28 protein-coding genes are annotated in these 23,263 nt (G+C 63.6%); 9 read left to right on the top strand and 19 right to left on the bottom strand.

Going from position 1 to position 23,263, the window contains the following annotated elements:
* Positions 1 to 116 precede the first annotated feature (116 nt).
* Positions 117 to 524 (bottom strand): ACT domain-containing protein, encoded by a 408-nt coding sequence (locus J0I79_RS17285; protein ID WP_292861137.1) that lies wholly within the window; start codon positions 522 to 524, stop codon positions 117 to 119.
* Positions 525 to 698: 174 nt separating this feature from the next.
* Between J0I79_RS17285 and J0I79_RS17280 the strand changes: the two genes are divergently transcribed.
* The 4 genes from J0I79_RS17280 to J0I79_RS17265 all read left to right on the top strand — a co-directional run bounded on the left by J0I79_RS17280 (position 699) and on the right by J0I79_RS17265 (position 3,129).
* Positions 699 to 1,604, top strand: a complete 906-nt coding sequence (locus J0I79_RS17280) for a bestrophin family ion channel (protein ID WP_292861134.1) — start codon at positions 699 to 701, stop codon at positions 1,602 to 1,604.
* 116 nt (positions 1,605 to 1,720) lie between these two features.
* The gene (locus tag J0I79_RS17275) at positions 1,721 to 2,131 is read left to right on the top strand and encodes a DoxX family protein (protein ID WP_292861131.1); all 411 of its coding nucleotides are present in this window, start codon (positions 1,721 to 1,723) and stop codon (positions 2,129 to 2,131) included.
* Between the two features lie 75 nt (positions 2,132 to 2,206).
* On the top strand, positions 2,207 to 2,734 hold the full coding sequence (locus J0I79_RS17270; protein ID WP_292861128.1) for an SRPBCC family protein: 528 nt from the start codon (positions 2,207 to 2,209) through the stop codon (positions 2,732 to 2,734).
* Between the two features lie 131 nt (positions 2,735 to 2,865).
* Entirely contained in the window at positions 2,866 to 3,129 is a 264-nt protein-coding gene (locus J0I79_RS17265) for a YMGG-like glycine zipper-containing protein (protein ID WP_292861125.1), read from the top strand.
* A 135-nt stretch (positions 3,130 to 3,264) separates the two neighbouring features.
* Here J0I79_RS17265 and J0I79_RS17260 read toward each other — a convergent pair whose 3' ends face one another.
* From J0I79_RS17260 to J0I79_RS17235, 6 genes are all read right to left on the bottom strand, one after another.
* Positions 3,265 to 3,663: a hypothetical protein gene (locus J0I79_RS17260; RefSeq protein ID WP_292861122.1), complete on the bottom strand. Its 399-nt coding sequence runs from the start codon at positions 3,661 to 3,663 to the stop codon at positions 3,265 to 3,267.
* A 222-nt stretch (positions 3,664 to 3,885) separates the two neighbouring features.
* Positions 3,886 to 4,284 (bottom strand): 30S ribosomal protein S16, encoded by a 399-nt coding sequence (rpsP, locus tag J0I79_RS17255; protein WP_292861119.1) that lies wholly within the window; start codon positions 4,282 to 4,284, stop codon positions 3,886 to 3,888.
* A gap of 49 nt (positions 4,285 to 4,333) precedes the next feature.
* Positions 4,334 to 4,660, bottom strand: coding sequence for a chorismate mutase (locus J0I79_RS17250; RefSeq protein WP_019862096.1), 327 nt, complete (start codon positions 4,658 to 4,660; stop codon positions 4,334 to 4,336).
* 7 nt (positions 4,661 to 4,667) lie between these two features.
* A complete protein-coding gene (gene ffh, locus J0I79_RS17245; RefSeq protein WP_292861101.1) occupies positions 4,668 to 6,263 on the bottom strand; it encodes a signal recognition particle protein in 1,596 nt (531 codons plus the stop codon).
* A 276-nt stretch (positions 6,264 to 6,539) separates the two neighbouring features.
* Positions 6,540 to 7,484, bottom strand: a complete 945-nt coding sequence (locus J0I79_RS17240) for a type II CAAX endopeptidase family protein (RefSeq protein WP_292861098.1) — start codon at positions 7,482 to 7,484, stop codon at positions 6,540 to 6,542.
* Positions 7,485 to 7,623: 139 nt separating this feature from the next.
* Complete coding sequence (locus J0I79_RS17235; protein ID WP_292861095.1) at positions 7,624 to 8,682, bottom strand: putative zinc-binding metallopeptidase; 1,059 nt, start codon at positions 8,680 to 8,682, stop codon at positions 7,624 to 7,626.
* Positions 8,683 to 8,944: 262 nt separating this feature from the next.
* On the opposite strand from J0I79_RS17235, the gene J0I79_RS17230 reads away from it, so the two are divergent.
* Positions 8,945 to 9,742, top strand: a complete 798-nt coding sequence (locus tag J0I79_RS17230; RefSeq protein ID WP_292861092.1) for a lytic transglycosylase domain-containing protein — start codon at positions 8,945 to 8,947, stop codon at positions 9,740 to 9,742.
* 106 nt (positions 9,743 to 9,848) lie between these two features.
* Here J0I79_RS17230 and J0I79_RS17225 read toward each other — a convergent pair whose 3' ends face one another.
* Together J0I79_RS17225 and J0I79_RS17220 are read right to left on the bottom strand one after the other, a co-directional pair.
* Positions 9,849 to 10,286, bottom strand: a complete 438-nt coding sequence (locus tag J0I79_RS17225; RefSeq protein WP_292861089.1) for a hypothetical protein — start codon at positions 10,284 to 10,286, stop codon at positions 9,849 to 9,851.
* A complete protein-coding gene (locus tag J0I79_RS17220; protein WP_292861086.1) occupies positions 10,283 to 10,591 on the bottom strand; it encodes a hypothetical protein in 309 nt (102 codons plus the stop codon). The genes J0I79_RS17225 and J0I79_RS17220 overlap by 4 nt, the downstream gene beginning before the upstream one ends.
* Positions 10,592 to 10,724: 133 nt before the next feature.
* Between J0I79_RS17220 and J0I79_RS17215 the strand changes: the two genes are divergently transcribed.
* The gene (locus tag J0I79_RS17215) at positions 10,725 to 12,776 is read left to right on the top strand and encodes a bifunctional diguanylate cyclase/phosphodiesterase (RefSeq protein ID WP_292861083.1); all 2,052 of its coding nucleotides are present in this window, start codon (positions 10,725 to 10,727) and stop codon (positions 12,774 to 12,776) included.
* An 18-nt stretch (positions 12,777 to 12,794) separates the two neighbouring features.
* On the opposite strand, the gene J0I79_RS17210 is transcribed toward J0I79_RS17215, so the two are convergent.
* Positions 12,795 to 14,147 (bottom strand): hypothetical protein, encoded by a 1,353-nt coding sequence (locus J0I79_RS17210; protein WP_292861080.1) that lies wholly within the window; start codon positions 14,145 to 14,147, stop codon positions 12,795 to 12,797.
* 430 nt (positions 14,148 to 14,577) lie between these two features.
* Between J0I79_RS17210 and J0I79_RS17205 the strand changes: the two genes are divergently transcribed.
* Positions 14,578 to 15,219, top strand: coding sequence for a LysE family translocator (locus J0I79_RS17205; protein WP_292861077.1), 642 nt, complete (start codon positions 14,578 to 14,580; stop codon positions 15,217 to 15,219).
* Between the two features lie 72 nt (positions 15,220 to 15,291).
* On the opposite strand, the gene J0I79_RS17200 is transcribed toward J0I79_RS17205, so the two are convergent.
* The 4 genes from J0I79_RS17200 to rlmN are packed head-to-tail and all read right to left on the bottom strand — an operon-like array spanning position 15,292 to position 17,841.
* Complete coding sequence (locus tag J0I79_RS17200) at positions 15,292 to 15,744, bottom strand: hypothetical protein (RefSeq protein WP_292861074.1); 453 nt, start codon at positions 15,742 to 15,744, stop codon at positions 15,292 to 15,294.
* Positions 15,741 to 16,190 (bottom strand): hypothetical protein, encoded by a 450-nt coding sequence (locus tag J0I79_RS17195; RefSeq protein WP_292861071.1) that lies wholly within the window; start codon positions 16,188 to 16,190, stop codon positions 15,741 to 15,743. The genes J0I79_RS17200 and J0I79_RS17195 overlap by 4 nt, the downstream gene beginning before the upstream one ends.
* Positions 16,187 to 16,609 (bottom strand): hypothetical protein, encoded by a 423-nt coding sequence (locus J0I79_RS17190; RefSeq protein ID WP_292861068.1) that lies wholly within the window; start codon positions 16,607 to 16,609, stop codon positions 16,187 to 16,189. The genes J0I79_RS17195 and J0I79_RS17190 overlap by 4 nt, the downstream gene beginning before the upstream one ends.
* A complete protein-coding gene (gene rlmN, locus J0I79_RS17185; RefSeq protein WP_292861065.1) occupies positions 16,606 to 17,841 on the bottom strand; it encodes a 23S rRNA (adenine(2503)-C(2))-methyltransferase RlmN in 1,236 nt (411 codons plus the stop codon). Before rlmN ends, J0I79_RS17190 begins: the two co-directional genes overlap by 4 nt.
* Before the next feature lie 200 nt (positions 17,842 to 18,041).
* Between rlmN and J0I79_RS17180 the strand changes: the two genes are divergently transcribed.
* On the top strand, positions 18,042 to 19,391 hold the full coding sequence (locus J0I79_RS17180; RefSeq protein ID WP_292861062.1) for a chloride channel protein: 1,350 nt from the start codon (positions 18,042 to 18,044) through the stop codon (positions 19,389 to 19,391).
* Positions 19,392 to 19,459: 68 nt separating this feature from the next.
* On the opposite strand, the gene J0I79_RS17175 is transcribed toward J0I79_RS17180, so the two are convergent.
* The 3 genes from J0I79_RS17175 to J0I79_RS17165 form a co-directional block, all read right to left on the bottom strand.
* Positions 19,460 to 19,963 (bottom strand): invasion associated locus B family protein, encoded by a 504-nt coding sequence (locus J0I79_RS17175; RefSeq protein WP_292861059.1) that lies wholly within the window; start codon positions 19,961 to 19,963, stop codon positions 19,460 to 19,462.
* A 273-nt stretch (positions 19,964 to 20,236) separates the two neighbouring features.
* Positions 20,237 to 20,599: a YkvA family protein gene (locus tag J0I79_RS17170; protein WP_292861056.1), complete on the bottom strand. Its 363-nt coding sequence runs from the start codon at positions 20,597 to 20,599 to the stop codon at positions 20,237 to 20,239.
* 477 nt (positions 20,600 to 21,076) lie between these two features.
* Complete coding sequence (locus J0I79_RS17165; protein ID WP_292861053.1) at positions 21,077 to 21,370, bottom strand: 4a-hydroxytetrahydrobiopterin dehydratase; 294 nt, start codon at positions 21,368 to 21,370, stop codon at positions 21,077 to 21,079.
* Positions 21,371 to 21,473: 103 nt separating this feature from the next.
* On the opposite strand from J0I79_RS17165, the gene J0I79_RS17160 reads away from it, so the two are divergent.
* Positions 21,474 to 21,986, top strand: a complete 513-nt coding sequence (locus J0I79_RS17160; protein WP_292861050.1) for a low molecular weight protein-tyrosine-phosphatase — start codon at positions 21,474 to 21,476, stop codon at positions 21,984 to 21,986.
* On the opposite strand, the gene thpR is transcribed toward J0I79_RS17160, so the two are convergent.
* Both thpR and J0I79_RS17150 read right to left on the bottom strand, forming a co-directional pair.
* The gene (gene thpR / locus J0I79_RS17155; RefSeq protein ID WP_292861047.1) at positions 21,896 to 22,486 is read right to left on the bottom strand and encodes an RNA 2',3'-cyclic phosphodiesterase; all 591 of its coding nucleotides are present in this window, start codon (positions 22,484 to 22,486) and stop codon (positions 21,896 to 21,898) included. The two genes, J0I79_RS17160 and thpR, sit on opposite strands and share 91 nt — an antisense overlap.
* Before the next feature lie 127 nt (positions 22,487 to 22,613).
* Positions 22,614 to 23,258, bottom strand: a complete 645-nt coding sequence (locus J0I79_RS17150) for an arylesterase (protein ID WP_292861044.1) — start codon at positions 23,256 to 23,258, stop codon at positions 22,614 to 22,616.
* Positions 23,259 to 23,263 lie beyond the last annotated feature (5 nt).

The following is a 23,263-nucleotide window of genomic DNA, read 5'->3' as shown; positions in this document are numbered from 1 at the left end:
CCCCCTTGTGGGGAGGGATTAAGGGTGGGGGTCGATCTTCGTAAAAAACCATATGCGATTGCCCTGCCGTTTACGGGGAGAAGGTGCCCGAAGGGCGGATGAGGGGCGGCGCTGCCCTATGTTCGATTCTCCGCCGCCAGTTCTCGCAGCAACCTTATCGCCTCCTCCGCCCGGTCGGCCGGCACGAACAGATGATCGTGATAGAAGGCCGAGACCGGATTGACGCCCATGCCGGCCGTTGCCAGTCGGGTGGTGATCGCGGCCAGGAAGCCGACGGCTTCCAGCGACGAATGAATGTTCAGCGTGATCATGCGGCAGCGGAAAGCGGAGGTCAGCCCCGGGGCGCCGGCAGCTTCCTCGGTCACGATCAGCGTCGTGCCCTCGCGCTCGCGGAAGACCATGATGGCATCGATGCCTTCCGGCTGGCGGGCTTCGGGCGCCAGCGTCGCGAAGACGTAAGTGCCGGCGAGCAGTTCCGGCGTCATTGAAGCCAACAGGGTCTTCAGATCGGTCTCGCCGGCCATTCTTCGTCTCTCCTGATGTATGGGGTCGCCCGCTCCTCAATACCGGCCGCGGGCGAAAGCCGATAGCCCGCGCTCTCGCGACATGGCCCTGTCGCTGGCGGTTGAGCTTGCCGGCCCGCCATCCCGCACATTAGAGAGATCATGGACCACATCCGGTCCGCGAAGGCTTGCCGAATGATCGTCCGTCCGCGCCCCACCTTCCTGCAGCTGTTCTTCATCATGCGCGGTTCCGTGGTGCCGCGCATCCTGCCGCAGATCATCGGCTTCGCCATCTATTCGGCCGTGATCCTTGCCCTGGCGCGATGGTTCCAGCTCGATCTCGGCGTCTTCAACATCACGCCCTTCGGCCTAGTCGGCGTTACCCTGTCGATCTATCTCTCGTTCCGCAACAACGCCGCCTATGACCGCTGGTGGGAGGCGCGCAAGCTGTGGGGCGCGCTGGTCTTCGAGATCCGCAACCTGGCGCGCGCCACGACCAGTCTCATCGACGATCGGGGCGAACAGCGCGCGCTGCTCATGGAGGCGCTTGCCTTCTGCCATTTCCTGCGCGGGCAGTTGCGCAAGATCGACAGCAGGGAAGACGCCCGCTCCTTCATCGCCGCCGAGGCGGATACGGCGGCAGGTTTCGCCAACCCGGCCGACGAGATGGTCAGGCGCATGGGCCGCCGCGCCAATGCCCAACGCCGCATCGGCGATGTCGATCCGATCGGCTTCCGCATCCTGGATGAGAGGCTGGCGGCGATTACAGCTATTCAAGCCGGCTGCGAGCGGATCGCCGGCACGCCGCTGCCTTTCGCCTACACACTGCTGGTGCATCGCACGGCCTATATAGTCTGCCTGCTGCTGCCGATCGGGCTGATCTCGACCACCGGCTGGGCGACGCCGCTGTTCACGGCGCTGATCGCCTATACGTTCTTCGGCCTCGATGCGCTTTCGGAAGAGCTCGAGGATCCGTTCGGCACCGAGGCCAACGACCTCGCGCTCGACGGCCTGTGCCGCGTCTGCGAGATCTCGGTGTTCGAGGCGCTGGGCGAGACGCCGCCGAAAATGCTGCCGGCGGAGAAGTTTTACTTCTCGTAAGGCCGTGGCATTTTGCGGCTTTCGCTGGAAACCACGCACCCCTGTAGGATTGCTGCTTCATCGTACGTCCTTGGTTTGACCCCCGATGAACGGGGCGAACCATTTGGAGGGACACAATGACCATTTCCGAAGCCACGCCCATCTCGCCGGGCGCCCTGTGGACCGGCCGCGTGCTCAGCGGCCTCATCATCCTGTTCATGATCTTCGACGGCGCCATCAAGCTGCCGCCGCTCGACGTCGTGACGCAGACCATGGTGCCGCTCGGCTGGCCGGCCGATGCCGGCGTGGCGCGCATGCTGGGCATCGTCGGCCTGATCGCGACGGCACTCTATGCACTGCCGCGCACCTCGGTGCTGGGCGCCATCCTGCTCACCGCCTATATGGGCGGCGCCATCGCCACCAATGCGCGGATCGGCAATCCGCTGTTTTCGCACACGCTGTTCGGCGTCTATCTCGGCATCATCCTGTGGGGCGGCCTGTATCTGCGCGATCCCAGGGTGCGCGCCCTGATCCCGTTCAGCCGATAAGGTTTCATTCTTACGCAGTTCCCTCGGGGAAAGTGCTGTGCGCTTTTCCTGGAATTGTTCTCGAGGGAGAGAAAAATGTTCAGCACCATCCTCATCATCCTGATCGTCATCATCGCCGCCATCCTCATCTACGCCGCGACGCGGCCCGATGATTTCGTCACCACCCGCACGGCTACAATCAAGGCCCTGCCGGAAGCCATCTTCCCGCTGATCAACGACTTCAGGCGCTGGCCCGAATGGTCGCCTTACGAAAAACTCGATCCCAACATGCAGCGCACGCTGTCCGGCGCCGAAAGCGGCAAGGGCGCCGCCTATGCCTGGGAAGGCAATGGCACGGCCGGCAAGGGACGCATGGAGATCGTCAAGTCGGTGCCGTCGTCGCTGGTGGCGCTCAAGCTCGATTTCGAAAAGCCGTTCCGGGCCAACAACAGCGTCGACTTCACCCTGACGCCGTCGGGCGACGGCACCGCCGTTTCATGGGCAATGCGCGGCAGCCGGCCCATCATCGCCAAGCTGATGGGCCTGTTCATGAATTTCGACAGGCTGATCGGCCGGGATTTCGAGACCGGTCTCGCCAATCTGAAGCGCCTCACCGAGGCGTGACCGGCGCGGGACGCCAAGGCTTGTCGGAGCAGGCGGCGTCACGGTCATCATTTTCCTCGGGATCAAATTAGCCGCCTGAGAGTTAAGGACTCGGCGGCAAGGAAGACGATCCCCGTGTGAGAGGAACAAAGATGAAGAAAATCATGACCATTCTGGTGTTGGCGACGGCGCTGGGCGCGTGCTCGCAAACGGAAAAAGGTGCTGCCGTTGGCGGCCTTGGCGGTGCCGCGATCGGGGCGGCCGTGGCCGGAGATCCGGTCCAGGGCGCGGTGGTGGGCGGCGCTGTTGGCGCGGTCGCCGGCGCTTTGATCGGCCGGGCGAGCGAGCGCGGCCAATGCCGGTATCGCGACCGTTACGGCAACGTCTACACCGATCGCTGTCCGCGCGGCTATTGAGCAGCGGACGGGACCAGCAATAGCGGCGGGCCAGTGCCCGCCGTTTCCATGCGGAAAGACTGTTCCTAAAGGAACTCCTCTATATGGCTAAAAGCCTGCCAGCCGGCCGTTGCCGCCTAGGCATGGGCCCGCCGTTCAGGGAATGCTGAAGGGCACCGATTCGGCAACGGTTCCATCGATAGCCAGATCGATACGATAGGTGCCGGCCGGCCATCCCGCCGTGGGTTTGGTGAGCTGCGAATCCGCCTCAGTGTTCGATCCGACATCGAGGTCGACCTTGTCGATCGTATAGTTGGCCGGCGCGACGCCATGGGAATCGACCGAGACCCACGAGAATGTAATCGTCGACGCGGACGGTATGTCGACCAGATCAGCCGACACATAAATGACCGGTGTGTCGATAGGGAAATTGCTTTGCGCCTCCCCGCCCTTCGTCGCGGAAACCACGACGTTTTCAAAACCGGCCGCTTGGGCTGGCAGGTCAAGGCAAAAGGCCGCCAAGGCCGTGACGGCCATAACCAGAACCGACTTCAAGATTCACTCTCCTCGGACAATTGGAAATCAACGGCTCGATCCCTAGGGCATTTCCGGCGAAAACGGAACGCCGACAATGCTTTATCTTTTCGTTCCAACGCAATTTCGGGTCGCGAAACCGTTCCGCGATTTTCCGCATCATGCTGCAAGCGGTGACGGGGGCCGAAAAGCAAAACGGCGGGCATTGGCCCGCCGTTCTGTTTCCGAAAAGGATGGAAGCGATTACTCCGCCGTGGCGGCTTCCTCGGCAGGTGCGGCGGCAGCGGCCGCAACGGCGGCGGCCGCGTCGTCCTGCGCCTTCTTCAGCAGGGCGGCGCGTTCCTGCGCCTTCTTGCCCGGCTCGGCCTTCTTCGGGTTGGAGCGGGCATCGCGCTTGGCAAGGCCGGCCTCGTCGAGGAAGCGCAGCACGCGGTCGGTCGGCTGGGCGCCGTGCGACAGCCAATGCTTGACGCGGTCGGCGTCGACCTTGACGCGCTCGCCGTCCTTCGGCAGCAGCGGGTTCCACGAACCGAGCGCTTCGATGAAGCGGCCGTCGCGCGGCGAACGGGCGTCGGCGACGACGACGTGGTAGTAGGGACGCTTCTTCGAGCCCGCACGGGCCAGTCTGATCTTCAGTGCCATTCTATTTCTCCTAAAAGCTCTGATTTCGTTGATTGATGTCGGTTGGGTCTCAACCGGTTTTCGTCACGCCGTTGGCAGCGGCGATCTGTTCGTGGTGGCGGATCACTTCGCGGACGACGAAGTTCAAAAACTTCTCCGCGAAATCGGGGTCGAGATGCGCGTCCTTGGCCAACTGGCGAAGGCGGGCGATCTGCTGCTGCTCGCGCGCCGGATCGGCAGGCGGCAGGCCGTGTTCGGCCTTCAGCACGCCCACAGCCTTGGTGCAGCGGAAGCGCTCGGCCAGCATGTGGATCAGCGCGGCGTCGATGTTGTCGATCGAAGCGCGGTAGCCGGCCAGGATGGTGCGGGCGTCCGCCATGTCCTTTTCTTCGTTCATGCGTGTCTCACTTCTTCTTGCCAAGGCCGGGCAGTCCGCCGCCACCCAGGCCGGGAAGCCCCGGAAGTTTCATGCCGCCGGGCAGGCCGGGCAGCCCGCCGCCGCCGGGCAAGCCCTTCATGCCGCCCAGACCCGCGGCCTGCGCCTGCTTCTGCAGGGCTTCGAGCTGCTTGGGGTCCATTTTCGACAGATCAGGCATGCCGCCGCCCATCATGCCCCCGGGGCCGCCTGGCATCATGCCACCGAGGCCCATCTTCGAGGCGAGGCCGCCCATCATGCCGCGCATGAGGCCGCCGCCTTTGCCCTTGCCGCCCATCGCCTTCATCATGTCGGCCATGCCACGATGCATCTTCAGGAGCTTGTTGATCTCGGCGGCGTCGGTGCCGGAACCGGCGGCGATGCGCTTCTTGCGCGAATGCTTCAGAATGTCGGGATTGGCGCGCTCGGCCTTGGTCATCGAGGAGATGATGGCGAGCTGGCGGCCGAACATCTTGTCGTCGAGGCCGGCGGCCGCCATCTGGTCCTTCATCTTGCCCATGCCCGGCATCATGCCCATGATGCCGCCCATGCCGCCCATTTTCGACATCTGCTGAAGCTGCTGGGCAAGGTCGTTCAGGTCGAACTTGCCCGACTGCATCTTCTTGGCCATCGCTGCCGCCTGCTCGGCGTCGATATTCTCGGCGGCCTTCTCGACCAGGCTGACAATGTCGCCCATGCCCAGGATGCGGTCGGCGATGCGCTTGGGGTGGAATTCCTCCAGCCCGTCCATCTTTTCGCCGGTGCCGATGAGCTTGATCGGCTTGCCGGTCACCGCGCGCATGGAAAGCGCCGCACCGCCACGGCCGTCGCCGTCCATGCGGGTCAGCACCAGGCCGGTGATGCCGACGCGCTCGTCGAAGCTTTTCGCCAGGTTGACGGCGTCCTGACCGGTCAGCGAATCGGCGACCAGCAGGATTTCGTGCGGGCTCGACACCTTCTTGATGTCGGCCATCTCGACCATCAGCGGCTCGTCGATATGGGTGCGGCCGGCAGTGTCGAGGATGACGACGTCATGGCCGCCGAGCTTGGCGGCCTGCACGGCGCGCTTGGCGATATCGACCGGGCTCTGGCCCGCGATGATGGGCAGCGTGGCGACCTTGGTCTGCTCGCCGAGCTGGCGCAACTGCTCCTGCGCGGCGGGGCGCCGCGTGTCGAGCGAGGCCATCAGAACCTTCTTGTTCTGGCGCTCGGTCAGCCGCTTGGCGATCTTGGCCGAGGTCGTCGTCTTGCCGGAGCCCTGCAGGCCGACCATCATCACTACGACGGGCGCGGGTGCGTTGAGATCGACAGCGACGCCTTCGGCGCCCAGCATGTCGACCAGTTCGTCATGGACGATCTTGACGACCATCTGGCCGGGCTTGATCGACTTCAGTACGGCGGCGCCGACAGCCTTCTCGCGCACCTTGTCGGTGAAGGAACGCACCACTTCGAGCGCGACGTCGGCTTCGAGCAGCGCACGGCGAACCTCGCGCAGCGCCGCCGAGACATCCGCCTCCGACAGCGCGCCGCGGCCGGTCAGGCCGTTCAGGATGGAGCCAAGACGCTCCTGCAGCGATTCAAACATTCTTTGTCCTTTTCCCTGACACGGATGGTGCCGGAGAAGTAATGCGTTCGCGCCAAGTCGCCAAGCAAAAGCCAAAACCAAAAAGCACCCGGGGGCGCACAGCGCTGCCGGGTGTTGGCCTCCAGGATCGATTTACAGCACCAGCCTCAAAGAGGCTTTGGCGTCCTGGTCGGCTTGCTCGGAGGGATACTCGTCGCGGAATTCGAGGCGTGTAGACAGGAAATCGGCGCAAGAGTCAAGGCAAGGGCCAAACAGAGCCCGCGCCGCTGGCCGCGATCAGGCATCGCCGCGCTGTCCGCCGATCTTCAACGGCGAGCGCGGGTGCAGCAGCAGCACGATCGTCAACAGGCTGCAGCCGATGCCGATCAGGGCGATGAGCACCGCATCCCAGCTCGTCCAGCCCGGCCCTTCCAAAGGCTTGGCGATGAACAGGGCGAAGGAATTGTAGCTCTCCTGATGCGAGATGATCAGAAAGCCGGTCAGATTGTTGCCGAGATGGGCGCCAAGCGCGGCGCCGAGATTGCCGGTGGCATAAACCACGAGGGTCAGAAGCAGCGTGAAGGCGGCGATCGAGGCGAGCACGCAGGCGTTGATGGCGGCGCTCGAACTGGTGCTCCAGTGTAGCGAGGTGAACAGCAGGCCGGGCAGCAGCGCCCAGATGACCGGGCTCCTGAACCGGCTGGCCAGGCCACGCAGCAGGTAGCCGCGAAACAGCACCTCCTCCGACGATGTCTGCAAAAAGGTGAGCGCGACGATCGGGATCAGAAACAGCAGCCAGGATGACAGGCTGATCGTGCCGCGCTCGATCCCCGGCTGCAGCGCATAGAGCAGGATTTCCGAGACGATCGAGGTGATCAGCACCGCGGCCAGCCCTTTGAGGAAATCCGGCCACGACACACGCCGGCTGACGCCGAGCAGTGCTGACAACGGCTCGCCATGTACCCAGCGCATGGCAATCCACAGACCGATCCAGATGCCGGCGAAAGAAGCGAGCGCGCTGAGGATGCCGACCGGCGAGGCGAGGAAGCCTTGCATGGCGTATGGCGAGGCCGCCGCTTCCTGCCAGGCGAAATAGACATAGGTGCCGCCGAACAGCACGATCGCGGTCGTAAGCGCCCAGAACACGACGACGATCAGCGTTCCCAGGAGCAGGCGCGGCAAGGTGGTTCTGGAATTGGGCGAGCGCCGATAGCGTTCGAAGGCGTCGTCGTCGATCGTCACGCGGGCTCCCGGCTCAATCCATCGGTTCGCCGGCACCCTTAGAGCCATTCAGCGTTTCATGGAATCGCCGAATAGCTCTAACCCTTTGTTTTTCGCAATTCCGGACGGAAAACCGTTTCACACTTTTCCTGGAATTGTTCTAGCGTGGTCTCGTCAACAGATCGTGCACGAAGGCGAGCTTGCCCGCCGTTACGTCGGAAATGACGAAGGGATAGAGGTCGGGCAGGCCCATGCAGCGGTTGATCGAATTGGACGCCTCCGACAACACCAGCCAGCGGGCAAGGATTTTTCCGAACGGTTCGGGCGTGTTCGCCGGTTCGCAAGGCGCGGCCTGAAGTTCGCCCCCCGTGTCGCCCCGGGGGATGTCGTCGACATCCACCGTCTCCAGCCGGCCGAGCGGGAAGTTCAGCGCGTGGACCATCTCCAGCGTGTCGGTGATGTGCAGGTGATGGGCCCAGGTCTCGGCCCAGTCTTCCCACGGGTGCGAGGTGGCATAGGCGGAGATGTGGTTCTGCTGCCAGTCGGGCGCGGCGCCATTGGCATAGTAGGTCTTCAGCGCCTGCTCGTAATCGGCGCGCTCGTCGCCGAACAAGGCGCGGAAGGCCGCAAGCCTGTCGGGATCGTCGCGGATCAGCCGGTCCCAGTAATAGTGGCCGAGCTCATGGCGGAAATGACCGAGCAGGGTGCGATAGTTCTCGCCCATCTCGACGCGGCGTTTCTCGCGCTCGGCAGAGTCGGCCTCGGCGACGTTGAGCGTAATCAGGCCATTGTCGTGGCCGGTCAGGATGCGCTCGCCGCCCGGGCCGCCGCCGATCGGGTCGGCAAGGAAGTCGAAGGCCAGGCCGGTCTCATCTGTGGTGTTTTGCTTGGGCAAAACCGGCAGGCCGAAGGCGAGCAGCGAATAGATGGCGCGTTTCTTCGCCGCCTCGACGCGGATCCAGCGCCGACGGTTGCCGTCGACGGAGAGATCGGGGATCAACTGGTTCAGCGCGCAGGCGCGGCAGAAAGCCCGCCCCGGCTCAGCCATCCAGTTGCAGGCGCATTCATCGGCATTGGTGCACGCCAGGACGCCGTCCGCTCCCGACAGCGCGAAGCGGGCATGGTCGGGGTCATATAATACGAGGCTGGAACAGTTCAGGCACTGCGCGTTCTCGAAGTAGAGGCGGTGGCCGCAGTTCGGGCAATCGAAGAGCTTCATGTCGGTTTCGAACCATCGGCGCTGTGGGAAAGGACGTCGCCCCCGAAAACGCCGGTCCCCTGATGTCGTTCCCCACGGTGACGTCGATCGGCAACACGGCGGATTGATCGAGCCGGGCCTTGCCTCGTTTGCCACAATAATCACTTGATCGTAGGCAAATTCCCGCTCAATGGCCAGCTTGGCGCGGGGGACAGTGACAAGAGCGTGTTTCGCTGGCAAATTCGCCGTCAGGGACGTGAATCAGGCAACTCAGGAGAACAACATGGCATTTCTTGCCAAGGGTAGGATTTTAGCGGCAGCCGTCGTGGCGGTGCTTGGGCTGGCGACGGGCGCGCAAGCCGCAGGCAGCTGCGGCAAGACCGGCGCGGGCTTTGACGCCTGGAAGCAGGAATTCGCCGCCGACGCCAAGGCCGAAGGTGTCGGGTCGAGGGGCCTCGCCGCCCTGGCCGGCGCGACCTACGCGACAAGGACGATCGCCGCCGACCGCGCCATCCACAAGGCGTTCAGCGGTTCGGTGGAAGATTTCATGAAGCGTCGCGGCGCGTCGGCGATCATTTCCAAGGGCCGCTCGCTGAAGAAGTCGAACGCGGCGTTGTTCAGCCAGATCGAAAGCAATTACGGCGTGTCGCCGGGCGTGCTGCTGGCCATCTGGGGCATGGAAACCGGCTTCGGCGCCTCGATGGGCAACCAGAACACGGTCTCGGCCATCGTGACGCTTGCCTATGATTGCCGCCGTCCCGACTATTTCCACCCGCACGCCATCGCGGCCCTGAAACTGGTCGATCGCGGCGCGCTGACGTCTTCTTCGGTAGGCGCCATGCACGGCGAGATCGGCCACACCCAGTTCCTGCCCGGAAACGTCCTGAAATACGGCGTGGGCAACGGCAATCTGCGCGACAAGGCGACAGCTCTGGCTTCGACCGCTAACTTCCTCAAGGGCCATGGCTGGCGGGCCGGCGCCAGCGCGCAGCAGAATATGGGCGCGATCGCCGGCTGGAACGCGGCCAACGTCTACCAGCAGGCCATCGCCCGCATCGCCACGGCGATAGACGCCGACTGATCGAGCCTTCTATTTTGACAGGAAGAGCCCGGCTACGCGCCGGGCTTTTTCGTTTTGGAGCGGAGTCAGAACCCGACTGACAAGCTTCGCTACCGTCACATCACAATCAATAATGCGCGTAGCCGCTCAACGGACAGTTTTGGGAAGCGGGAATCTGGAAGGCGCCATCAATGCCGGTGCAATAACGGAACTTGGACGGCCGTGGCACGGGGACTTGCGCGGCCGCAGCCGCCTTTGACTTGCCCTTGATGACCAACCAGATTTCGGTCGGGAGGTTGTATTGAATACTATTTAAGTCAGAGTAGCTGATCCGGCCGCTACGAATCCCTTCCGCGAGACGCTGGCAGAACAGGCCAGGCATTCGCTCCTTTGAGATGCCCATGAAAGAGGTCATCTGATGCTTGAGCGTTATGTCCCAAGCGGCAACGGCGACGATGCACTTGTCCAAATCAGCCTTGGGCGCTTGTTTCGCGCCTGCATGCGAGGATCCGCACGCAATCAAGGTCAACGCCGCCGCGAGCGGAAGAGAAATGCCATTTTTCACTGTAAAGCCCCCATGCCGCCGCTGAACTTAAGCGAGGTAATGGAACGGTCAAACAGTATTTTTCTGCGAGGTTTTGGCCATTTGAACACTCGACGCTCGGGCATCAACCCTTGCGGCTGCGCGATGGCGCGGTGCGCGGCGCTCAGGATGGTGCCGCCCGGCGTTTCATAGACACGGCGAGCAAGCATGCGCGGCGCCGGACTGCTGATCCAGCGCAAGGTTCCGATACACCAGACGCCGACGTTGCGTCGCATCGCCACCGTGATCCAGCTTGGGAAACAACCCGCCACAATCATGGGCTGCATTTGTCATTCGGATTTAAGCAAGTTTTCATGCCCTGCGGCTAAACCAGCAAGACAGAGCTGACGCGGCCGCCAATCCGTGCCGAAGCAGCCTTGCCCGTTCGTCGCGGGCGCACTCGGGCTTGGGCCGTTCTTGATGCGCGTCATATCTTGTATCGTCACGGAGCATAATCTGTGGCTCGTCCTGCTGGCGGCGCTGATGTGCGTCACCGGCTGCTGGGTAACGATCGGCCTTCTCGACCGCGCCAGGAAAACCGTCGGCCTGCAGATGCGGGGATGGCTGTTCCTCACCGCGGTCGCGGCCGGATCCTCGATCTGGTGCACGCATTTCATCGCCATGCTCGCCTACCAGCCCGGCGCGCCGATCACCTTCGATCCGGCGCTCACCATGATATCCCTTGTCATCGCCATGGTCGGGACCGGGGCCGGCTTCGCTCTGGCGCTGGACAAGCGCCGGCGCGTGGCGCCGGAATGGGGCGGGGCTGCCGTCGGTCTCGCCATTTCGGCCATGCATTATATCGGCATGATGGCCTATCACGTCGCCGGCATCGTCGAGTGGGACGGTGTCTATGTCGCGGCCTCCGTGCTGATCTCCATGGTCTTCGCAGGCGCGGCCATCGGCCAGGCGGTGCGCCGGCCCCGTGGCTGGTCGCAATATCTGGCGATTGGCCTTCTGGTGGTCGCCATTGTCGGGTTGCATTTCACGGGCATGACCGCGGTGGCGGTGACGCCATTGTCCTTCATCACCACCGGCACCAATCCCGATATCCTCGAAGCGATGGCCGTGGCGGTCGCCGTCGTCGGCCTCATTGTCGCGGCCACCGGCTTTGCCAGCTACCTGATCGACGAGCGCGGCCGGATGGAGAGTTTCGAACGGCTTCAGCATCTGGCCCTCAACGACGCGCTCACCGGCCTTGCCAACCGCGTCTCCTTCAACGACCGGCTCGACCACGAGATCGAGCGGGCAAGCGAGGATCAGGAAACGATGACGGCCGTCATCGTCATCGATCTCGACCGCTTCAAGGAGATCAACGATCTCAGGGGGCATGCGGCCGGCGACCAGGCGCTTAAGATCGTGGCGCGCCGGCTGGCCAAGCTCACCGGCGACGGCGAGTTCGTCGCGCGGCTGGGCGGCGACGAATTTGCCGCCATCAAGCGCTTCAAGGACCAGAACGACCTGCTCGGACTGGTCTCACGGCTGGAAAAGTCGTTGTTCGAGCCGCTGCGGATCGACGATTTCGAGATCGTCACGGGCGCCAGCATCGGCATTGCCGTCTATCCGCGCGATGGCGCCGACCGCGAGCGGCTGGTCAGCAATGCAGATCTTGCCATGTACCGGGCAAAGAACGATGTGACGCGGGCCGTCTGTTTCTACGAATCGACCATGGACGAGACGGCGCGGGCGCGGCGCGCGCTGGCCACCGACCTGCGCCGCGCCGTCGAGCGCGGCGAGCTATCACTCCACTACCAGGTGCAGACCTCGGTTCCGACAGGCGCCACCTGCGGCTACGAGGCGCTGCTGCGCTGGACCCATCCGGTGCACGGCATGATCGCGCCCGCCGAGTTCATTCCGATCGCCGAGGAGAACGGCTCGATCCTGGCGATCGGCGAGTGGGTGCTGCGCACCGCCTGCCGGCAGGCCGCGTCCTGGGACAAGGCGCACAAGATCGCGGTCAACCTGTCGCCGGTGCAGTTCGCCCATGCCGATCTCGCCAAGCTGATCCATCAGATCCTGGTCGAAACCGGCCTGTCGCCGAAGCGGCTCGAACTGGAACTCACCGAATCGACCATCGTCGCCGACAAGGTGCGCACGCTGCATGTGCTGCGCCAGATCAAGGCGCTGGGCGTGACCATCGCCATCGACGATTTCGGCACCGGCTATTCTTCGCTCGACACGCTGCGCTCGTTCCCCTTCGACAAGATCAAGCTCGACCGTTCCTTCATGGCCGATGTCGAGCGCAGCCCGCAGGCCAAGGCGATCATCCGCGCGGTGCTGACGCTGGGCCGCAGCCTCGACATTCCGGTGCTCGCCGAAGGCGTCGAAACGCATGTCCAGCTCACCATCCTGCAGGTCGAAGGCTGCAACGAGGCGCAAGGCTATTTCCTGGGCAAGCCCAAGCCGATCGACCAGATCCTGCCAACGGCAGCCGCCCCTGTATTGGCCGGGATGGAGCAGTCGGCGGCGTAGGCTGGATCTCCGGACGCGTCATGTCCCCGACTTGGCAAGCACAAGTTCGAGGAACATGCGCACGAAACGGGTCTGCACGAAGGCGTTATGCACGGCCGCGCTGGTCTTCTTGTCACATTCCTTTCGGCCGTTATCGACCGTTGGAAGGCAGTCATTGGTCGCGTCGGACGTGTTGATGCCTTCCTTGTCGGCTCGGATGTTCCACATCCATTTCGGCATTCCGGGATAATCCGACTTCGACGGAACGGACTTGAGGTCCACAAAGTAGAACCGGGAATCGCATTGCGTGCTCGGGTTGAGATAAAATAGCCGTGACACTTTCTCCTGTTTGACGGCATCGACCCGATACCACTGCGTCTGCCGGGTGCTTGGGCCAGGCGCTGCAAAATATGCCTGCCATTTCTTCTCACTGTTCGGGATCGAGCAGCCCTGAAATTCAAAGCAGCCATTGGCATCCTGGCATTTCTCGCCAGCTCGGACGTAAGGCAATTCCAGTATGTGCGTCAGATACGGGCTGTAATGTCCGATCGATCTGTATGCGCTTGCGGCGAAAACCTTGTCGGTGATGCCGATCTCGAAACCGACGGCCCGGCCGAGCGATGCGGCAACGGGAAGCACCGTGCCAGTGGCCCAGTCGTCGGCGGATGTGACATTGATCCAATAGGGCAGATCGGAGCCGTCCTGGTGTCCTGCCCGCATCAAGTCGTCAAACGCGTCCGCACCGATTGCCGGGTTAATGGTCGCGACCAGGCTCCTCGGGCCAAAGGGCTGAACCGGCCCCTGGGCCTGCTCGACCAGCTTCAGCATGTAGCGAGACAGCAATCGGCCTCCGAACGAGTGGCCGATCGCGAGCACAGGGGTGACCAAGCTGGGTGACGGGTTGACCGCGGCGTTGATGCGCGCCATGTCGGCCGCGAAATCGTTGGAAGCGCCGATCCGGTCGGCAGCGCGGCCGATCCTGGCAGCGTTCAGATAGCTGTTCGCCGGGCCGCCGTTCCAACCGATATAAATTCCAAAGACCGTGCGGGGAGGCTCTCCCTGCGCCCCGAGTTCATAGTTGGTCTTGGCCAGAATATGTTTGAAGGCCAGCAAATTGAGGTTCTGGTTGTAGGGTCGGTCGCCTGTTGCCTCGATGTTGTCCGCTTTGGCCGGATCGTGGTTTTCGTAAGCGTTATGGTGCCAGCCATGTGCGAAAATCACGAGCATGATCGGCCTGCGCTGCGTCACCAGCTCATTCAACCGCCCGACGATTGCGTCGAGTTGCCGCGTATCGAAAAGCTGACCGGCCTGTGGCCCGTTGGACAGATACTCCAGGGTTGCGTATTCGAATGGCTGCGGCTCCAGGCTGCTGTTGTTCTTCCAGCCGTCCATGCGAAGAGTGTCCCAGCCATCATTGCCGACGCCAAAACATCTATCCCGATCAGCCTTTCCACCGGCGCATTTGTCTCTGTGCTGCACATAGGCGGCAAATGGAACGCAGCCCGCTTCACCTGCCGTGCTGCAGATGGGGTGGTAATTTGTGTCCGGCCCTGAATAGGATGCTTTTGAAGCAAGGATCAAAAGCAGCGGTAAAACCCAAGCGGCAGCAACAAGCCATCTGCGTAGTCTGCTTTTCATGGCTATTCACCCCAAATCGCCATCTCTCCGCGAAAGCGTACAAAGCAATTGGTGATAGGTAAATACAATGACGGCGTTATTGCTGGGAGTATTGCTGTCGTGAAGAATGGGTGAAAACCGGCACGGTATTGACGAACGGCGAGAATGGCAGAATGGTCCGGCTCGCCAAAACAGGTAACCACTCATGCCCTTCATCCCCGACACAACCACGCTGATCCCGTTCGCCATCGCCACCGTCATCCTGGCGATCACGCCCGGGCCCGACATGACGCTGTTCGTGTCGCGCACGCTGAGCCAGGGGCGCGCGACCGGCTTCGCCTCCATGGCGGGTGCGCTGTGCGGCACGCTGATCCACACCACGCTGGTGGTGGTCGGCGTCTCGGCGCTGATCGTCGCTTCGCCCATGGCCTTCTTCGTGCTGAAGATCTTCGGCGCCGGCTATCTCGTCTTCCTCGCCTGGCAGGCGATCGCCAAGGGATCGGCGTTTTCGCCGGAGAAGAAGTCAGGCCCGCAGATTTCGCTGTTCCGCAGCTGGGCGGCAGGGTTGGGCGTCAACCTGCTCAACCCCAAGATCATCCTGTTCTTCATGACCTTCCTGCCGCAGTTCGTCTCCGCGCATGATCCGCACGCGCAGGGAAAGCTGTTCTTCCTCGGCGCCATGTTCATCGTGCTGTCGATCCCGGTGACGGCGCCGATGGTGCTGGCGGCGGAGAAATTCTCGGCGGCGATGAAGGCAAGCCCGCGCGTGACGCGGGTGGTGGACTATCTCTTCGCCGGCGTCTTTTCCGCCTTCGCGCTCAAGATCCTGACCGCCCAGGCGAAGTAGGCCATTTCCATTCGGTCATTGTCGCTGGACCGGCGGAACTTTTACCCGGGAAGACCGGCTCGCGCCCGTCGGTCACGGTTCGTTGCGCCACCAGCTTCCGGCCCAGCGGCCGGCGCTGAACCAGTAAAAGATGCCGCCGACCATGCCGCCGCCGATCACCGCCATGATGGCGCTGGTGTTGGTAACCGCGAAGGTCGTGTCATCGGCGTGGTCGACAAGGCCGAGGAAGACGCCCGCCACCACCGCGCCAGCCAGAGCGTAGAACAGCCAGTCGCGCCGGCCGAGGATTTCGGCGACCAGGATGACGGCCACCGACGGCAGGAAGGCGAAATAGGCGACGAACAGGGCGACGAAGGGGACCGAGAAAATCAGCGAGGCCGGCACGGCATGCGGCTGATCGTGTGCCATCAGTCCGCTGGAGGCCAGGAACAGCACATTCAGGAAGGCGCTCGCCGCCAGCGCGGCGACGGCATAGCCGAACAGGATAATGGCGAAGCGCACGATATATGCGACGAAGCGGGTCATTCCGGATCCCGGTCCATGAGGGAACCGGAACTGCGGCCAGCCAGTAGCCAGTAGACCCAGCCGGCAGCGGTGCCCGCCGTGGCCAGAAAGCCGAGAAAGCCCGGGTTGAAGACGAATCCGCCGGCCGAACCTGGAACCAGGACGCCAAAGGCCATGGAGGTGACGGCGCCGGTGACGGCGAAATAGAACCAGCCGCGCAGCGAACGCCGTTCGGCAATGAGGATTGCGGGGCCGACGATCAGCAGCGCGCAGGCCATCACCGTCAGAACGGCGAGCGGGAAGGAACCCAGCCAGTCGAAGGTGAAGAGCATGGACCAGTTTCCATATTCGATGCCTTCCAGCAGCACGATCAGCAGCACCGGCACCAGGATCGAGGTCAGCACGGCCGCGACATAGCCGACCGCTATCGTGGTGAAGCGTTTCGACCGGGCCATGAGACGGTTCATGCGGATTGTCTGGATGCTTGTGTGAACCTGCCCTCGAGCGAGTAATAGACAAATCCCGCGACGCCGCCAGCGGCAATCGAGCGTACCAGCAGGGCCGTGCCGGGGCTCTGCCCGAAGGGATAGGCAACCCTCAGGGCGAAAACGCAGATCCCGACCAGTATCCCACCCAGGACGAAATGGGGCCACCGCTTCGTCTCCAGCATCTGCGACGCGACAATCATGGGGATCGCCGGCAGGGCAGCGTACTGGGCGAGGATGACGGTCTGCAGCGCCATCATCCGCAGACCCTCCATGCCCAAAAGCGAGGCCGGGCCGTGCCCGCCGATCAGCCGGCCAGAGACCATGTAAACCAGGCTCATCGCCCAGGCGGCCAAAACATAGCAGAACAGGTTTGCAGCCAACCGCCTGATGGAAATCACGCCTCGCCGTGCCCCGCGATCATCATGGCTTCCAGCGCCAGCCGGTCGACCTTGCGCATGCGTTCCGATTCCGACTTGAGCTGGCCGCAGGCGGCGAGGATGTCGCGGCCGCGCGGCGTGCGGATCGGCGAGGCATAGCCGGCATTGTTGATGTAGTCGGCGAATTTCTCGATCGTCTCCCAGTCCGAGCACTGGTAGTTGGTGCCGGGCCACGGGTTGAACGGGATCAGGTTGATCTTGGCCGGAATGCCCTTCAACAGCTTGATCAGCGCCCTGGCGTCGTCGAGGGAATCGTTGACGTCCTTCAGCATCACATATTCGAAGGTGATGCGCTTGGCGTTGGAAAGGCCCGGATAGGCCTTACAGGCGGCGATCAGGTCCTTGAGCGGGAACTTCTTGTTGATCGGCACCAGGAGGTCGCGCAGATCGTCATTGGTGGCATGCAGCGAGATCGCCAGCATGACGCCGATCTCCTCGCCGGTGCGGGCGATTTCCGGCACCACGCCGCAGGTCGAGAGCGTGCTGCGGCGCTTCGACAGCGACAGGCCGTCGCCGTCGGAAGCGATCAGCAGCGCCTTCTTCACCGCCTCGAAATTATAGAGCGGTTCGCCCATGCCCATCATGACGATGTTGGACACTTTGCGGCCCTCGGACGGCACGATGGCGCCGTCGGGCGTGTCGCGGTCGGGGAAATCGCCCAGCCGGTCGCGCGCGGTCAGCAACTGGGCGAGAATCTCTTCCGCCGTCAGGTTGCGCACCAGCTTCTGCGTGCCGGTGTGGCAGAACGAGCAGGTCAGAGTGCAGCCGACCTGCGAGGAGATGCAGAGCGTGCCGCGACCTTCCTCGGGAATGTAGACGGTCTCGATCTCGACTGGACGGCCGGCGCCGCGCGGCGGAAAGCGGAAAAGCCACTTTCGTGTGCCGTCGGCGGAAATCTGCTCCTCGACGATCTCGGGCCGTGCGACGGTGAAATGCTTGTCGAGCTCGGCGCGCAGGTCCTTGGAGATGTTGAACATGCCGGCAAAGTCGGAGACGCCGCGCACATACATCCAGTGCCAGAGCTGCTGGGCGCGCATCCTGGCCTGGCGCTCCGGCACGATGCCGGCGTCGATGAGGGCGGCGGCCAGTTCGGCGCGCGTCAGGCCGATCAGCGACGGCTTTTCGGCCGTCATGGCGCGGGCGCGCAATGCGTCGCGGGCACCCTCGTTGGTGAGGTCGAGTGAAAGGGTCATGGTTGCACAGATATAAGCGGTTTGCGGCCGATTTCATCCATCGTGCCGGACATGTTGGGCGGGCGCATAGCACAGGTTGAGGCCGGAGTCATGCCGGGGTAGGGGAATAGGGAGTAGGGAATAGGGAATAGGGAAGGGTATGTCCAATTTCCTTGTCCCCCTATTGCCTACTGCCTACTGCCTATCCAAAAAGGACAGACATGGCCCCTCAATCGCGAAAATACCCCTTTCTGCGGCGTTCGCGCGCGATGCTCGGCTCACGGCGCGTCTGGCAGCCGCGGCTGGTGTTCTGGGCCGGGGCCATTTCGATCGGCGTCATCAGCGTGCTGTTCGCGGTGCTGGCCGACAAGGCGCAGGCGCTGTTCCATGCCATGACCGGCACTGGCGGCGGCTGGCGTTTCTACCTGCCGCTTGCAATCACGCCGCTCGGCTTCGTGCTGTGCGCGTGGCTGGCGCACGCCTTCTTTCCGGGTTCGCAAGGCAGCGGCATTCCGCAGGCGATCGCCGCGCGGCATCTGAGGGATGAGGAAGACCGCAACCATCTTTTGTCGCTGCGCCTTGCGGCGGGCAAGATCGCGCTGACCGTCGTCGGCCTGTTCTGCGGCGCCTCCATCGGCCGCGAGGGGCCGACGGTGCAGGTCGGCGCCTCGCTGATGCTGCAGGCGGCGCGCTGGGGCGGCATGGCGCAGGCGCGGGGCCTCATCCTGGCCGGCTCTGCCGCCGGCATCGCCGCCGCCTTCAACACGCCGCTCGCCGGCATCGTCTTTGCCATCGAGGAAATGGGCCGCACCTATGAGGCGCGCACCAACGGGCTGGTGCTGACGGCGGTGATCCTGGCCGGCATCGCTTCGCTCGGCCTGCTCGGCAACTACACCTATTTCGGCGTTTCCAAGGATACGATCGCGTTTGGCGCCGACTGGCCGCTGGTGCTTGGCTGCGGCATCATCGGCGGCGGGTTCGGCGCGCTGTTTTCGCTGCTGGCCTTGAAGATAACGCGGCGGATCCGGCGCTGGAACGCGCTGCAGCCGCTGTGGCGCGCGCTGCTGGTGGCCGCCATCTGCGGGCTTGCCGTGGCGGTGATCGGCATCGCCTCGGGCGGGCTGACCTTCGGCACCGGCTATGCCCAGGCGCGCGGTGCGGTGGAAGGCGCGCCGCTGCCTTGGTTCTTCTTCGCCGAAAAATTCCTGGCGGGTCTTCTGTCTATGGTGTCGGGCATTCCGGGCGGCATCTTCGCGCCGTCGCTGGCGGTCGGCGCGGGCATAGGCAGTTCGCTCGGCCTCCTCTTCGGCGCCAGCACCGGTGCTGCTGCGCTGCTCGGCATGGCGGGCTACTTCGCCGGCGTGGTGCAGGCGCCGATGACGGCCTTCGTCATCATCCTGGAGATGACCGGAAACCACGACAATGTCATCGCCCTGATGCTGGCCTCGATGCTGGGCTACGGCACGGCGCGCATGATCTCGCACGAGCCGCTCTACCACGCGCTGTCGCGTGTCTTCATCGCCGAGGCGATCCGGCGGCGGCGGGCGGAGACAGCGCCAGCGCAGGGCTGAAACGCAAAAGGCCGGACTTACGCCCGGCCTTGCATCTCAAAAACGAGTTTCGCCTGGTTCGGCCCGGCTTATTTACACTTGGCGATGGAGGCAAGCGCGGCCGAGATGCCCTTGAGCGAGAAGACGTAGGAAGTCGGATTGCCGCGGCCCGACTTGGCCGTCACCTTCATGTCGGAACCGGTCTTCATGGCGGCGATCAGCACGGGTTCCTCGGCGGCGTTCTCGACCCAGGCCGATTTGCCGCGGGTGAACATCGAGAAGGACTTCTTGTCGATGGTGACGGTGGCCTTGGAGCCTTCCTGGAAATTGTAGCCGGCGATGAACTGGGGCTCGTAGGACACCTGCTGGCCGGGGCGTTGGCTGACGAAGAAGAACATGTCGCCATGATCGAGCGTCGGCGGCTGCTTGTCGGTCGGCACGGTCAGCACGTAGCAGACCTTGCCGCCCTGAGCCTGGTAGCTGTAGGTGCCCCAGGCATTGTGCTGGCCGATCTTGGTCGCCTGCTGGGCCAGCGCCGGCATTGCCGAAGCCGCCAGGACCAGGCTCGAAACTATAGCTATCAATCCGCGCATCGTTTTTCCCGTATTCCAAATGGTGCGGAGGCGGGCCGCCTTGCGTCCTGCCGTCGCTTCATTTTGATTTAATCTGGGTTACCAAACGGTGAATTTCCCAAGAGAAAAGGACATCCACCCCAGGAAACCGCCGCCATTCCCGCGCCGCCGCCTTGCGAGCGGGTGGCGCGACGTCCCTTAGGCGACTTGGAGGCCACGAAAACGGCAAGAGTTTGACTTTACGCCGCCGCTGAACGCCGCTGTCCAGGAGATGGTGCGGTGCCGGGGGCCGGTTCAGCTCCTGTCGGCGATAGCGTCCCTGGCGGCCTGCCGGTGCGCGGGCGTGATGTGGGCGCTGACGGCGGTGATCGCGGCGGTCAGCACGGCGATGTCGTCGGTGAAGCCAAGCCCGACGACGAAATCGGGAATGAGATCGATCGGCAGCACGAAATAACCGAGCGCGGCGATCAGGATGCCCTTGGCGCGCAGCGGCGTGTTCTTGTCCATGGCGCAGTAATAGGCGGCCACGACATCTTCCATGAACGGAATATGCCGCGCGGCTTTCTTGGCCGTGCGCCAGAATTTCTCGCGCACCTCGCCTTCGCTGCCGAGCTTGTCGCCAAAGCCGAAGAAATCAAAACCGGATTCTTGCGCCATCAACATCTCCTCGCGGGCCGATGCGCACACTGACGCACGCCCGCGGGGGAAGATGTGGTGAAAGAGGGACCCGGCTGCAAGATGCGGGTGTTGCCGTTGCGGAAAATCGGAAGCAACGGTGCCGGTGGCAACGACAGGCAGGTCGGAAGTGGTCTTCGTCTAGCGATTGGCCGGGGCATCTCTCGCTTCGTCATCCTATGGCGGAGCAAGGAGCGAAGCGACGCGGCGCAGACCATAGGATCCATGCCGCGACCTCAAAGCGCCGCCACGGTGCAGAATTCTGCTCCGCTGTGCCCCAAGTCGAGGTCGCGGCATGGATCCCAGGGTCTCCGCGACGCCGCTGCGCGGCTGCTTCGCCCTAGGATGACGAAGGTTGGGGTCGCTGCGCCGGCAGGTGTCTCGATGCCTATTCGCGACGCCGCTGCTCCACCCTAGGATGACGAAGGTGGGTTGCCGCCGCGACAAGTCCGCACCACCCTAGCCGGCAAATCCGTTCATCTTCTTTGCCAGCGCTATGTCGAGCGCGGTGACGCCGCCGGCGTCATGGGTGTTCAGCGTCACGTCGACGGTCTTGTAGACATTCGACCAGTCGGGGTGATGGTCCATCTTCTCGGCGGCAAGCGCGACGCGGGTCATGAAGGCGAAGGCTTCGGAAAAATTCCTGAAGACGAAGCTGCGCCGGATCGAGGCGCCGTCTGCGGCCAGCGACCAGCCGCCGAGTTCGGCAAGAGCGGCTGCGATGGCGTCCTTGCTGAGTTTTTCTCTCGTCATGATGATTTCCCATGCTATCTCGAATCTGGCCCTCACCATAATGCAAGCCGTCCGGAAGTGCTTTGCGTTTTGGGGTTCCAAATGCACAAACGGCGCATATCGAGTGAGCATGAAGCCCATAAATTCCATTCTGTTCGTCTGCCTCGGCAATATCTGCCGCTCACCGCTGGCCGAGGGCGTTTTTCGCGATGTCTGGGCGGCGCGCGAAGGGCAACGGGACATGCTGCTCGATTCGGCCGCGACCAGCGGCTGGGAGGTCGGCTCGGCGCCCGATCCGCGCTCGATGGCGGTCGCGGCGCATCACGGCATCGACATTTCCGGGCAGCGGGCGCGCAGGGTGACGCCGCAGGATTTTCAGCGCTTCGACCTGATCCTCGGCATGGACCGCTCGAACGTGGCCGACCTCAAGGCGCTGGCGCCGGCCGCCATGCGCGACCGGGTGCATCTTTTCCTGGACTTCGCGCAGGGCAAGGCGCGAGACGTGCCGGATCCCTATTATGACGGACCGGAGGCCTTTGCCGAAGTCTACCGCATGATCCGCGAGGCGTCGGAGGCGCTGGCGACGCGGCTGGTGGCGCGGGCATCCGACAGCGGCCAGGCTTCCTCGACGATGTAAGGGCCGCCGCCGACCGAATCGCGCGACGACATCAGCACGAAGCGGCCGATGCGGAACGGCAGCGTCGAGAAATTGCCGCGCGCCGACAGATATTGCGCGACATCGAGCGGGCTCGAATTGCGCAGCCTGGCCAGTGTCACATGAGGCATGAACTTGCGCGGATCGGCGGGAATGCCGAGCCGCTGGCAGATGCGCTCGATTTCAGCCTGCAGCGCTGCCAGGTCGGGCGAGGGCATTGCGCCCGCCCACACCGCGTGCGGCTTCTTCTGGCCGAAAGCGCCGACGCCGGACAGTGTCAGCGAGAAGGAGGGGCGATGGACCCGGTCGAGCGCATTGGCGATCTCGTCGGCGACATGGCCTTCGACGTCACCGATGAAGCGCAGCGTCAGATGGTAGTTTTCGACATCGATCCAGCGGGCCCCGGGCAGGCCGCCCCGGAGCAGGGACAGCGAAAGGGCGGCGTCACGCGGAATTTCGAGGGCGGTGAAAAGACGCGGCATGAAGAGCCTCCCTTCCTCGAATCGAACTGTATTCGTAGCGAATCATCGATAGGCTGACGGAGCAAGAGGTTTATTGGTCACAGGCCTGGCTAAAAGTTTCCCTAACGGAAAGTGATTTCATCGAGCCCTATGAGCCTCCCGGCACCGCCGCGATTGCCTTTTCCACCGTGGGCAGGATGCGCTCGACCATCTGGTCGATCCCTTTGGCGTTCGGGTGCATGCCGTCCTCCAGCTGCAGGCCCGGCTGGCCGGCGACGCCGTCGAGGAAGAACGGATAAAGCGAAACGTCGTATTTCTTCGCCAGCTCCGGATAGATGGCGTCGAAGGCGGCCTGGTAGTCGGCGCCGAGATTGGGCGCGGCGCGCATGCCGGCGAGCAGCACGGCAATCCGGCGCTGTTTCAACTTGTCCAGCATTTCGTCGAGGTTCTTTTTGGTGATGTCGGGCGAGACGCCGCGCAGCATGTCGTTGGCGCCGAGTTCGAGGATCACCAGTTGCGTGCCGTCCGGAACCGACCAGTCGAGCCGCGCCAGGCCGCCGCTGGAGGTGTCGCCCGAGACGCCGGCATTGGCAACCGTCACATCGTGCCCCTTGGCGCGCAGCGCCGCCTGGAGCTTGTCGGTGAAACCTTCGCCGGGCCCGAGCCCGAAACCCGCCATCAGGCTGTCACCGAAGCCGACGATCTTGAAGGGCTCGGCCCCGGCCGACGAAATGGCGCCGCAAATGCCAAGGAGAAGAAAGAGGCCTGCGGCAATCAGGCGTTTGAAAGACATGCGGC

Origin of the sequence: Mesorhizobium sp., from assembly GCF_017306585.1 — a bacterium.
Taxonomy (GTDB): Bacteria; Pseudomonadota; Alphaproteobacteria; order Rhizobiales; family Rhizobiaceae; genus Mesorhizobium.
This window is presented reverse-complemented; position numbering and strand designations above follow the sequence as displayed.